This is a genomic window from Ensifer sp. 22521 (assembly GCF_052044795.1).
Classification (GTDB): Bacteria; Pseudomonadota; Alphaproteobacteria; order Rhizobiales; family Rhizobiaceae; genus Ensifer.
On record NZ_JBQENM010000005.1, the window covers coordinates 257018 to 269451 of the forward strand.

Sequence of the window (12434 nt, forward strand, 5' to 3'; positions counted from 1 at the left end):
GAAGCCAGCAGCACCGCCTGCTTGTCGAACGCGCTTCCGGTTGAAGCGCGCGCTGCCACGTATCGCCTTCCGGGAATTGATTTTTTTCAAGGTGACAACCCCATCAAATGATGGCAGGTTATCGCGAAATCACGCCGGGCCGGGGCGTGATGTATTCGAGTGTTTTCCAGTGATGAATACCGTCCGCAGTCCTGAATTGCGGGCTTGTGCTGCCGACACCGGACAATCGGGAGCAGGCGCTCTCTGCCCGGCGATCTCGATCCAACAGCGTTCGCCGGCCCAGAGCGGGGACCGCTGTATCATTTAATTGCTTGTGTGACTTTGCCTCTTGGGTCGCTGCCGATCCGAGTATTTGTGCGGAGCGGGAGAGTGATGCGGCGATTTTCCGCTCATGTCCTGTTCTGAAGTATTCAAAGCGATTGCGGTGGTTGGTCGGTCCGGCTGCTCACCGCCATCCAAAGTGCATTCGGAGGGCGTGCATGTTGTCTAAGTGGCATTTGCCGATGATCGTCGGCGCTTCTCTTTCCCTTCTTTCCTCTGTCGGTGCCCAAGCACAGGACGCGCAATTGCCTGTCGTGACCGTCGCCAAGCCGGTCGTGCGTGACGTGATCGACAGCGACGAGTTCATCGGCCGCTTCGAGCCGGTCGACGAGGTGCAGGTTCGCGCCCGCATCGGCGGCTATCTCGACGAGGTCAATTTCACTGACGGCGCCCTGGTGAAGAAGGGCGACAAGCTTTTCGTCATCGACCAGCGTCCCTACCGCACGGCCCTCTCCCAGGCCGAGTCGACCCTGGAATCGGCGCGCTCAACGCTGGAATTCGCCGAGTCCCAGTTCAAGCGCACGCAATCGCTGACGGGCACCGGCACGCTGTCGGTTTCGACGCTTGACGATCATCGTCGTGCGCTGCTTTCGGCGCAGGCGCTGGTGCGCGGTTCGGAAGCGGCGGTCGAGCGCGCCAAGCTCGACCTCGACTACACGACCATAACCGCGCCGCTCAGCGGCCGCGTCGACCGGCGCTTGCTGTCGACGGGCAACCTGGTGCAGGCGGACCAGACCGTCCTGACGACGATCGTCTCGCTCGATCCGATCGACTTCTACTTCGACGTCGACGAACGGCGGCTCTTGTCCTATGCGCGGGTCGCGCGCGAACGCGGCAGTGCGTTGCAGGAAGGCGGCGGTGCGCTCGAGGTACTCGTCACAATCGCCGACTCGCAGGAGGAACCGTTCAAGGGCAAGCTCGACTTCGCCGAAAACCGTGTGGACCCGCAGAGCGGCACCATGCGCGTGCGCGCCCGTCTCGACAACCCGAAGCTGGTGCTGCAGCCTGGTCTCTTCGGCCGTGTGCAGATCGAAGGCTCGAACACCTACAAGGCCGTGCTCATTCCGGATGAGGCGATCGGCGCCGACCAGAACGAGCGGATCGTCTATGAGGTGACAGCCGATGGATCGGTGGTGACCAAGCCCGTGCGGCTCGGACCGAAACTGCATGGCTATCGGGTCATCCGCAGCGGCATGACGGGCGACGAGACCATTGTCGTCAACGGCCTGATGCGGGCGCGCCCCGGCAGCAAGGTAAAGCCCGAGATGATTCAGCTTCCCCCTGAGGCGCAAGCGGCGGGGACGACGCAATGAGGTTCGCTCACTTCTTCGTCGATCGACCGATCTTCGCGTCGGTGCTTTCGATCGTCCTTTTGATCGTCGGCAGCATTGCCTATTTCCAGCTTCCGGTGGCGCAGTACCCGGAAATCGCGCCGCCGACCATTGTCGTGCGGGCGGCCTATCCCGGCGCCGACGCCAATACGGTCGCCAACACCGTGGCGACGCCGCTCGAACAGGAAATCAACGGCGTCGAGAACATGCTCTACATGTCCTCCTATTCAACCGCTGACGGCTCGATGGCGCTGACGATTACCTTCAAGCTCGGCACCGATCTCGACCAGGCACAGGTGCTGGTGCAGAACCGCGTGTCGATCGCCGAACCGCGCCTGCCGGAAGAGGTCCGACGCATCGGCATCACCACGGCCAAGAGCTCGCCCGACCTGATGATGGTCGTGCATCTGCTCTCGCCGACCGAACGTTATGACCAGCTCTACGTCTCGAACTATGCCCGCACGCGCATCCGCGATCTGTTGGTGCGGCTCGACGGCGTCGGCGACGTCATCCTGTTCGGCGAGCGCGAATATGCGCTGCGTGTCTGGCTCGATCCGGAAAAACTGTCCGCCTATGGCATGACGGCCGGTGACGTGGTGCAAGCGTTGCGCGAGCAGAACGTGCAGGTCTCCGGCGGTTCGATCGGCGGTCCGCCGGCGCCGGGCGACAGCGCCTTCCAGTACACCGTCACCACCGACGGTCGCTTCAGCGATGCGCGGCAGTTTCGCTACGTCATCGTCAAGGCGACGGAAACCGGTCGCCTCGTGCAGTTGCAGGATGTCGCCCGCGTCGAGCTCGGTGCCCGCGAATACGTCAACAACAGCTATCTCGACGGCAGCCCGGCGGTGGCGCTCGGCATCTTCTCGCGGCCGGGCACCAATGCGCTCGACGCTGCCGAGCAGATCCAGAAGGTGATGACCGACGTCGCGCGTGATTTCCCGGAAGGGCTCGAATACCGGATCGTCTACAATCCGACCGAGTTCATTTCGGAATCGATCAACGAGGTCTACAAGACGATCGGCGAAGCGGCGTTGCTCGTCGCCATCGTCGTTCTCGTCTTCCTGCAGTCCTGGCGCACGGCGATCATCCCGATCGTCGCCATCCCCGTGTCGCTGGTCGGCACCTTCGCCTTCCTCTACGCCTTCGGCTTCTCGCTGAACATGCTGACGCTGTTCGGCCTGGTGCTGGCGATCGGTATCGTCGTCGACGATGCGATCGTGGTCGTCGAGAACGTCGAGCGAAACCTCGCGCGCGGCATGACCCCGCGCGAAGCCTCGCATGTGACCATGGACGAAGTGGGTGCCGCTGTTATCGCGATCTCGCTGGTGTTGACCGCCGTCTTCGTGCCCACGGCCTTCATCCCCGGCATCGCCGGCCAGTTCTATCTGCAGTTCGCCGTGACGATCTCGGTGGCGACAGTGATCTCTGCCTTCAATTCGCTGACGCTGTCGCCGGCACTGGCGGCGATCCTCTTGAAGCCGCACGAAAACGGCCATCACGAGAGCCGCAACCCGCTGACGCGCTTCGGCCGGGCACTGGCCAACGGCTTCAACAACGGTTTCGACCGCATGGCCGAAGGCTATGCCTGGATCGTGCGCAAACTGGTGTCGACGAAGACGGCAGTGGCCGCGGCGCTCCTCGTCTTTGTGGGCCTGCTCGGGGCCACATGGTACATGGCACAGATCGTGCCGAGCGGCTTCGTGCCGACCATGGACCAGGGTTACGCAATCGTCGTCATCCAGCTTCCAGACGGTGCCTCGCTCGACCGCACCGATGCGGTGGTCAAGCGGGCGTCGAAGATCATCCAGGACGTCCCTGGAGTGAAGAGTGCCGTCGCCTTTGCCGGCTTCAACGGTGCGACGTTCACCAACGCGTCCAATTCGGGCGTGGTCTTCGCCCCCTTCGAGAGTTTCGAAGAACGGTTGAAGCACGGCCAGAGTGCCAACCAGATCATCGGCCAGCTCTATGGCAGCCTGCAGAGCATCCAGGAAGCCTTTATCATTGCCGTACCGCCACCGTCGGTGCGCGGCATCGGCAACTCCGGCGGCTTCAAGATGCAGATCATGGATCGGCAGGGCGCCGACATGCGGCGCGCGCTGGGGCTTGCCTATCAGATGATGGGTACGGCCAACCAGACGGAAGGGCTGACCGGGGTCTTCACCACCTTCTCAGCCTCCAGCCCGCAATACTTCCTGGCGATCGACCGCGACAAGGCGCGCACGCTCAACGTGCCGATCCCCAACATCTTCGAGGCGCTGTCGATCAACCTCGGCACCTCCTACGTCAACGACTTCAACGCCTTCGGTCGTGTCTACCAGGTGCGGGCGCAGGCCGATCAGCAGTACCGTATCGAGCGCGACGATATTCTGGCGCTGAAGGTTCGCTCCGCGACCGGTGCGCTGGTGCCGATGGGCACGCTCGTCGAGATCCGCGACACCGCCGGTCCGACGCTCGTGCAGCGTTACAACATGTACGTATCGGTTCCGGTGCAGGGCAACCCTGCGCCGGGCGTCTCGACCGGCACAGCCCTCGACAAGATGGAGGCGCTCGCCGCCCAGATCCTGCCGCAGGGCACGACCTTTGAGTGGACGGAACTCGCTTTCCAGGAACGCCAGACGGGCAACACCGCGGTGTTCATCTTCGCACTGTCGGTGGTCTTCGTGTTCCTGGCGCTGGCGGCCCAGTACGAAAGCTGGGTGCTGCCGCTGGCGATTATCCTGATCGTGCCGCTTGGCGTGCTCTCGGCGCTGGTCGGCGTGTCCATCCGCGGTCTCGACAACAACGTGCTGACGCAGATCGGGTTGATCGTTCTGATCGGCCTTGCGGCCAAGAACGCGATCCTGATCGTCGAGTTCGCACGCCAAGGTGAGGACGAGGGCAAGACCCCGATCGAGGCGGCGGTGGAGGCGAGCCAACTCCGCCTCAGGCCCATCCTGATGACGGCCTTTGCCTTCATCCTCGGCGTGGTGCCTCTGATGATCGCCACCGGTCCCGGCGCGGAAATGCGCCAGTCGCTCGGCACCGCGGTGTTCTCGGGAATGCTCGGCGTGACCTTCCTCGGCCTGTTCCTGACGCCGGTTTTTTACGTCGCGCTCAGGTCCTTCCGGCGGCGCAAGCCGGCGACGATGACCGAACCGGCGCCCCATCCAGCAGAGTAGCGGGACGCAATCGCAAGGTTGCAACGCCCCGGCAGCAATGCCGGGGCGTTGTCGTTGGACGAGTCAGGTTTCCTTGTTCCTGCCGAGGGCGGTGACGCAAATGTGAGCACGGGCAGCCGTTTGTAACTGGACGCAGACAGGCCCTTGAACAATTCTCTCCCTGCCCGTGACGCCATCATCAGGCCGAGCGAAGGCAAAGGCTTCCATTCGCTGTGCAACGGCTATCTGCCACGTGCCCTTCGGGCCCGAGGTCAGAAAAGCAAGTGAGAGAGGTGAAGGCTGATGCTCCGGTACCTTGTCTACACGTTCGCCGCCATCTGGCTCATTCACGCGTTCTGGCCGTCGGTCGCGCATGCGCAGCAACCACCCCGCCATGTCAGTCAGTGCCAGGCGATTGCAGAAGCCATACCGCAGGCGACCTTCGCCAGCTTCACGCCCGTTGCTGCCACCAAGGGAAAGGCCGTGGTCGGTGAGGTAACGATCACCTATCTCGGCCATTCCACCTTTCTGATCGAGACGCCAGACGGCGTGTCGATCGCGACCGATTACAATGGCTGGTTCGCGCCCTCGTCGCCTCCGACGGTCGCGACGATGAACAAGGCGCATTCGAGCCACTATACGCTGGCGCCTGACCCGGCGATCAAGAATGTGCTGCATGGCTGGGGCGAGAACGGCGTACCCGCCCGTCACGACCTCGTGGTGGGCGACACCTATATCCGTAACGTCACGACGGATATCCGTGCGGGTGGCGCAATGGAGCACGATGGCAACTCGATCTTCATCTTCGAGGTAGCGGATCTTTGCATTGGTCACCTCGGCCATCTTCATCACGAGCTCGACGACAGCCACTACCGCCAGATCGGCCGGCTCGATGTGCTCATGGTGCCTGTCGATGGCGGCCTGACCATGGGTGCCGAGAGCATGAGCCGGGTGGTCAGCCGGCTGCGCGCCTCGCTGATCCTGCCGATGCACCGCCGTGGCCCGCCGATCGACGCCTTTCTGGACATGTTTGGCGACGACTACGACAAACGCTTCGCTGACAGCGCCAGCATCAAAGTATCGTTGCGTTCCTTGCCAAGCAAACCATTGATTTATATTCTCAAGGGCGTCTGAACACTCAGGATCGCCCAATGAAGTTGCTTGTGGTCGGCGTTTCGATTTTTCTCTCCCTTTCGACCCTTGCCGCGGCGGGCGGCGCACCGCCACCGCGCATGCCCTCTCCCGAAGGACAACAGCAGCAAAGTCTACCCGAGACGGCAGCACAGCCCGTGGGCGAACAGGAGATGTTCATGATGCCGTCGGGCAATATCGGCTGCGTCTACACGCCGGCCGGCGGCACCGCGGTGTACCAGCCTCAGGACGGTGGGCCTGAGCTTGCCTGCGATATCGTCGCGCCGCGCTATGTGCGCGCCACGCTCGGCCGTGCAGGGGCCGCCACACTCAATCACGCCGTTGGCGATCCGAGCTGCTGCTCGGCAGCTCAGGTGCTCGACTATGGGCAAAGCTGGTCACGGGGGCCGTTCGCGTGTGCTTCCGAACGCACCGGCCTTTCCTGTCGCCGCGACGACGGACACAGCTTTCTGCTCAGCCGTGCGCAGGTCTCTGCCGACTGAAAAGCCGCGCCCCGGCTGGACGGAAAGCAGCAATAAAACTATAAGGCGCCCCATTCCATTCAAATTCATGCATGCAGAGGGTGCCATGGCTGGCCATTCACAGTTCAAGAACATCATGCACCGCAAGGGCCGTCAGGATGCGGTGCGCTCGAAAATGTTTTCCAAGCTCGCGCGCGAAATCACGGTTGCCGCCAAGTCCGGCATGGCCGATCCGGCCATGAACGCGCGTCTGCGTCTGGCGATCCAGAACGCCAAGGCACAGTCGATGCCGAAGGACAACATCGAACGGGCGATCAAGAAGGCCTCCGGCGGCGACGCGGAAAACTACGAAGAAGTCCGCTACGAGGGCTACGGCCCGGGCGGCGTTGCCGTTATCGTCGAGGCGCTGACCGACAACCGCAACCGTACCGCCTCCAACGTGCGCTCGACCTTCACCAAGGCCGGCGGCGCGCTTGGCGAAACCGGTTCGGTTTCGTTCTCCTTCGATCGTGTCGGCGAAATCACCTACAAGCTCTCCGCCGGTGACGCCGACAAGGTGATGGAAGCGGCGATCGAGGCCGGTGCCGACGACGTGACCACCGACGAGGACGGCCACACCATCATCTGCGGTTTCGAAGCGATCGGCGACGTTTCCAAGGCGCTCGAAGACACGCTCGGCGAAGCCGAGACTGTCAATGCGATCTGGAAGGCGCAGAACACCGTGCCGGTCGATGAAGAAAAGGCGCAGTCGCTGATGAAGCTCATCGACACGCTCGAAGACGACGACGACGTCCAGAACGTCTATTCGAACTTCGAAGTGTCGGACGAGATCCTGGCGAAGCTGTCGGCCTGATCGGACGGCCTATCGTTACCGGAATATGCACCCGTGTCCGAAAGGGCACGGGTTTTTCTTTGGATGGCCCGATGACCTATGACTTCGCGATCTTCGATTTCGATGGCACGCTTGCCGACACGGCGGCGAGCTTCATGGCCGCGTGCAACAGTGCTGCACGGCGCTACGGCTTCCGCGAGCTTTCCGTCGAGGAATTCCAGTCACTGAGGACGATGGGCAATCGCGAGATCATCGCGCATCTCGGCGTGCCAATGTGGAAGCTGCCGCAGATTGCCGGCTTCATGCGCCGGGCCATGGCGTCCGAGGCCGCGTCCGTGCGGCTGTTTCCAGGTGCGGCCGATCTGCTTTTGCGATTGAAGGCGGCAGGCATCGGCATTGCGATTGTCAGTTCGAACGCGGAGGAGGGCATTCGCGCCGCGCTCGGCGACGTGGCGGCGACCGTCGATCTCTATGAGTGTGGCGCGGCGCTTTTCGGCAAGGCGCAGCACTTCAAGCGGGCGATCCGTCACTCCGGTCTTGATCCGGCGCGCGTGCTGGCGATCGGCGACGAGGCGCGCGACATCGAGGCTGCGCGCAAGGTTGGCGTGGCGGCTGGCGCCGTTTCTTGGGGCTATGCCGATCCGGACTTTCTGCAGGGGCTCGGACCGGACCGGTTCTTTTCACGCATGGACGAAATCGCCCCGGCCTTCGGAGCGATCTGATTGCGGCTTCATGCGGCCTTGACGAGTTCCTTCTGCGCGTCGGCGAAGAGGCGAAGCGAATGCAGGCGCGCCTCCATGTCGAAGATCGGCATGGAAATGATCAGTTCATCGGCCTTCGTCTGATCGAGGAAGGTTCCGATTTTCCGGCGGATCGTCTCGGGCCCGCCGACGACGGCATACATCATCGAATGGTCGACGAAGATCTTTTCGTCATAGCTCCAGAGCCCATCCATCGATTGAACCGGCGGCGGGAACTGTCCGCGCGCATTGCGCCGCAGCGCCACGAAGGATTGCTGCATCGAGGTGAAGAGATAGTTGGCCTCTTCGTCCGTATCGGCGGCGACGCCCATGACACCGACCATGACATGCGGCTTGTCGAGCGTCTCGGACGGCGTGAAGCGCTCGCGATAGATCTCCAGCGCCGAAAGCAGCATGTCTGGCGCGAAATGCGATGCGAAGGCGAAGGGAAGGCCGAGCATGCCGGCGAGGTGAGCGCTGAAATGGCTTGAGCCCAACAGCCAGATCGGCACGTTGGTATCGGCGCCCGGAACGGCGATGATCTTCTGATCCTCTGCGACAGGGCCGAGCAGGGCCTGCAGTTCCACGACGTCGTTCGGGAAGTTGTTGCCGCTTGCTTCCATGTTGCGCCGCAGCGCCTGGGCGGTGCGCATGTCGGTGCCGGGTGCGCGGCCGAGGCCGAGGTCGATGCGGCCGGGATAGAGTGCGGCCAGCGTGCCGAACTGTTCTGCGATCACCAGCGGCGAATGGTTAGGCAGCATGATGCCGCCGGAGCCGACGCGGATCGTCTTCGTGGCTGCGGCCACATGCGAGATCACCAGCGAGGTCGCCGCACTGGCAATGCCTTTCATGCCGTGATGCTCAGCGAGCCAGAAGCGCTGGTAGCCGTTTTCCTCGGCAGCCTGGGCCAGACGGCGCGAGTTTTCGAGTGATTGGGCGATGCTGCCTCCTTGCGTGATCGGGGAAAGATCGAGGACGGAGAAAGTCGCCATGGCATGGAGCCCTTTATTGAGGGAAATTGATGAAAGGCTATGTAAGCTCAATTTTCCTCAATCCAAGGGCAGTGGCGAAGAAATCCTGAAGCCCGTCTCACCTGTGCGTATGTTTTTGTTTTGTTCACTTTTTGCTGGCAGCGTCCGGGCGAGCATCATAGGGTGAATTTCATGCAGAACACGATTCGCATCATCGGCATCGATCCGGGCCTCCGCCGTACCGGCTGGGGCATCATCGAGACGCTCGGCAACTCGCTGCGCTTCGTGGCCTCCGGCACGGTGACCTCCGATGGCGAGATGGATCTCGCCTCGCGACTCTGCCAGCTGCACGACGGGCTTGCCGAGGTGGTGCACAGCTACCAGCCGCACGAGGCGGCGGTCGAACAGACCTTCGTCAACAAGGATGCAACCGCGACGCTGAAACTCGGCCAGGCGCGTGGCATTGCGATGCTTGTGCCGGCGCGCGCGGGCCTCAGGGTCGCCGAATATGCACCGAACGCGGTCAAGAAGGCTGTGATCGGCGTCGGCCACGGCGAGAAGCAGCAGATCCACATGATGATCAAGGTTCTGATGCCGAAGGTCGAATTCAAGGGCAACGATGCGGCGGACGCATTGGCCATCGCCATTTGTCATGCTCACAACCGCCAATCGGTGACAAGCCGGCTCGCCGCATTGATGGCGTAGTTGCAGCAGATCTAAAGTGTTAAAGCGACCTTAGCGAGTCTTGTAGACGCGCGGCACTGTAGACAAGAAATTTTCCGATGGTCTGAGCGACCATCCCAGCCCACCGCGAGAGACGCCATATGATCGGCAAATTGAAGGGTACCATCGACGAGATCGGCGAGGATCATGTCGTGCTCGACGTGCATGGCGTCGGCTATGTCGCCTTTTGTTCGGCGCGCACGCTGTCCAAGCTCGGATCGGCCGGCGAGGCGGCGATGCTCTTCATCGAGACCTATGTGCGCGAGGACCAGTTGAAGCTCTTCGGCTTTCTGACTGCGCTGGAGCGGGAATGGTTCCGCCTCCTGCAAAGCGTGCAGGGCGTCGGCTCGAAAGTGGCACTCGCGGTACTTTCGACCTTGACGCCGGGCGAACTGGCAAATGCAATTGCGTTGCAGGACAAGACCTCGGTCTCGCGTGCGCCGGGCGTCGGGCCCAAGGTTGCGGTTCGTATCGTCACCGAGCTCAAGAACAAGGCGCCGTCCTTTGCCGGCGAGATGGCGGCATCGATCGGCCTCAAGCAGGAACTCGGCGAAGGCGTTGCGTCCGCGCCGGTATCGGATGCCGTTTCTGCGTTGACCAATCTCGGCTATTCACGCGACCAGGCGGCCAATGCGGTGGCCGCCGCGCTGAAGAATGGCGGTGAGGGGGGCGACAGTGCCAAGCTCATTCGCCTCGGCCTCAAGGAACTGGCGCGATGATCGCTTGCCTTGGCGGGGCGCTCAAGGCAGAACGGAAGAGGGCCGGGCGCAGGTGGGTACCTGCGCCATGACGACCGACCAATTGGAACGAATGCATGACTGACGCGGCACGTCTGATAACGCCGGAAAAGCGCGGTGAAGATCTCGATGCGACGATGCGCCCGCAGTCGCTGGACGAATTCACCGGCCAGGCCGAGGCGCGCGCCAACCTGAAGATTTTCATCGAAGCGGCCAAGAACCGTGGCGAGGCGCTGGACCACGTGCTGTTCGTTGGCCCGCCCGGCCTCGGCAAGACGACACTTGCGCAGATCATGGCCAAGGAACTTGGTGTCAACTTCCGCTCGACCTCCGGTCCGGTTATCGCCAAGGCTGGCGACCTTGCGGCCTTGCTTACCAATCTCGAAGAGCGCGACGTGCTCTTCATCGACGAGATCCATCGGCTCAATCCGGCGGTCGAGGAAATTCTCTATCCGGCGATGGAAGATTTCCAGCTCGACCTGATCATCGGGGAAGGCCCGGCGGCGCGCTCGGTAAAGATCGATCTGTCGAAGTTCACGCTGGTCGCGGCGACGACCCGCCTCGGCCTCTTGACCACGCCGCTGCGTGACCGTTTCGGCATTCCCGTGCGTCTCAACTTCTACACGGTCGAGGAACTGGAATCGATCGTGCGCCGAGGTTCCCGGCTGATGGGCCTCGGCATGACAGACGATGGCGCGCGCGAGATCGCCCGCCGCGCCCGCGGTACGCCGCGTATTGCCGGCCGGCTGTTGCGGCGGGTGCGCGATTTCGCCGAAGTGGCGCGCGCCGAAGCCGTGACCAGGAAGATCGCCGACGAGGCGCTGACGCGGCTGCTGGTCGACAATATGGGGCTCGACCAGCTCGACCGCCGCTATCTCTTCATGATCGCACAGAATTTCGCCGGCGGGCCTGTCGGCATCGAAACCATCGCCGCCGGTCTCTCGGAACCGCGTGATGCGATCGAAGACATCATCGAGCCCTACCTGATCCAGCAGGGCTTCATACAGCGTACGCCGCGCGGTCGTATCTTGACCGCAAATGCCTGGAAACATATCGGCCTCAACCCGCCGAAAGAGGTCGAGGCGACGCAGTTCCGGCTGACACTCGAGGACGAATAGATGATTACCCGCCGCGGATTATTGAAAGTGATCGGCGGCGGTATCGCCAGCATGGCGGCGCTCGGCGGTTACGCCTTCGCCGTCGAGCCGTTGGCCCGGCTGAACGTGACCCGCTACACCCTGACGCCGCCCGGCTGGACGCCCGGGTTGAAGCTGCGCGTCGTCGCGCTCGCCGATATCCATGCCTGCGAGCCCTGGATGCCGGCAGGTCGCATCGCTTCGATCTGCCGTCAGGCCAACGCGCTGGGCGGCGACGTGACGGTGCTGCTCGGCGATTATGCGGCCGGCATGAACTTCGTGACCCGCTACGTGCATTCCAGCGAATGGGCGAAGGCGCTTGCGACCCTCTCGGCGCCGCTCGGCGTGCATGCCGTCATGGGCAATCACGACTGGTGGGAGGACAAGACCGCGCAGAAAAATGGCGGCGGTCCGACCTTCGGGCACAAGGCGCTGCAGGATGTCGGCATCAACGTTTACAGCAACCGGGCAATCCGGCTGGAAAAGGACGGGCAGGGCTTCTGGATCGCCGGTCTCGAAGACCAGCTTGCATTGGTGCCGGGCAAGAAGTGGCAGCGCCAGCGCATGGCGGGTCTCGACGATCTCGACGGCACGCTCGCACAGGTGAATGACGGTGATCCGGTCGTTCTGCTGGCACATGAGCCGGACATCTTCCCGAGCGTTCCCCCACGGGTCGCATTGACACTGTCGGGTCATACCCATGGCGGGCAGGTGCGGCTTCTCGGCTTCGCGCCCGTGGTGCCTTCGCGTTTCGGCGATCGCTATGCCTATGGGCACATGGTCGAGGACGACCGCAACCTGATCGTCTCCGGCGGTCTCGGCTGCTCGCTTGCACCGGTCCGTTTCGGCGTGCCGCCGGAGATCGTCGTCATCGACCTCGGTTAGCCCGGTCA

11 protein-coding genes are annotated in these 12434 nt (G+C 62.9%); 10 read left to right on the top strand and 1 reads right to left on the bottom strand.

The annotated features are described in order from the left end of the window. Positions 1-479 precede the first annotated feature (479 nt). From ACTJKE_RS09135 to ACTJKE_RS09160, 6 genes are all read left to right on the top strand, one after another. Positions 480-1634, top strand: coding sequence for an efflux RND transporter periplasmic adaptor subunit (locus ACTJKE_RS09135; RefSeq protein WP_058325891.1), 1155 nt, complete (start codon positions 480-482; stop codon positions 1632-1634). Continuing rightward, on the top strand, positions 1631-4810 hold the full coding sequence (locus ACTJKE_RS09140) for an efflux RND transporter permease subunit (RefSeq protein ID WP_057254680.1): 3180 nt from the start codon (positions 1631-1633) through the stop codon (positions 4808-4810). The genes ACTJKE_RS09135 and ACTJKE_RS09140 overlap by 4 nt, the downstream gene beginning before the upstream one ends. Positions 4811-5089: 279 nt before the next feature. Then, the gene (locus ACTJKE_RS09145) at positions 5090-5923 is read left to right on the top strand and encodes an MBL fold metallo-hydrolase (RefSeq protein ID WP_082616147.1); all 834 of its coding nucleotides are present in this window, start codon (positions 5090-5092) and stop codon (positions 5921-5923) included. 17 nt (positions 5924-5940) lie between these two features. After that, the gene (locus ACTJKE_RS09150; RefSeq protein ID WP_244495717.1) at positions 5941-6423 is read left to right on the top strand and encodes a hypothetical protein; all 483 of its coding nucleotides are present in this window, start codon (positions 5941-5943) and stop codon (positions 6421-6423) included. Between the two features lie 85 nt (positions 6424-6508). Next, positions 6509-7255, top strand: a complete 747-nt coding sequence (locus tag ACTJKE_RS09155; protein WP_057254682.1) for a YebC/PmpR family DNA-binding transcriptional regulator — start codon at positions 6509-6511, stop codon at positions 7253-7255. 71 nt (positions 7256-7326) lie between these two features. Then, entirely contained in the window at positions 7327-7956 is a 630-nt protein-coding gene (locus ACTJKE_RS09160; RefSeq protein ID WP_058325890.1) for an HAD hydrolase-like protein, read from the top strand. A gap of 8 nt (positions 7957-7964) precedes the next feature. On the opposite strand, the gene ACTJKE_RS09165 is transcribed toward ACTJKE_RS09160, so the two are convergent. Next, the gene (locus ACTJKE_RS09165; RefSeq protein WP_057254684.1) at positions 7965-8966 is read right to left on the bottom strand and encodes an LLM class flavin-dependent oxidoreductase; all 1002 of its coding nucleotides are present in this window, start codon (positions 8964-8966) and stop codon (positions 7965-7967) included. 171 nt (positions 8967-9137) lie between these two features. On the opposite strand from ACTJKE_RS09165, the gene ruvC reads away from it, so the two are divergent. The 4 genes from ruvC to ACTJKE_RS09185 all read left to right on the top strand — a co-directional run bounded on the left by ruvC (position 9138) and on the right by ACTJKE_RS09185 (position 12426). Further along, a complete protein-coding gene (gene ruvC / locus ACTJKE_RS09170) occupies positions 9138-9650 on the top strand; it encodes a crossover junction endodeoxyribonuclease RuvC (protein WP_057254837.1) in 513 nt (170 codons plus the stop codon). 119 nt (positions 9651-9769) lie between these two features. Next, on the top strand, positions 9770-10387 hold the full coding sequence (gene ruvA / locus ACTJKE_RS09175; protein WP_058325889.1) for a Holliday junction branch migration protein RuvA: 618 nt from the start codon (positions 9770-9772) through the stop codon (positions 10385-10387). A 95-nt stretch (positions 10388-10482) separates the two neighbouring features. After that, the gene (ruvB, locus tag ACTJKE_RS09180; RefSeq protein ID WP_057254686.1) at positions 10483-11523 is read left to right on the top strand and encodes a Holliday junction branch migration DNA helicase RuvB; all 1041 of its coding nucleotides are present in this window, start codon (positions 10483-10485) and stop codon (positions 11521-11523) included. After that, positions 11524-12426, top strand: coding sequence for a metallophosphoesterase (locus tag ACTJKE_RS09185; protein ID WP_057254687.1), 903 nt, complete (start codon positions 11524-11526; stop codon positions 12424-12426). Positions 12427-12434: the final 8 nt, after the last annotated feature.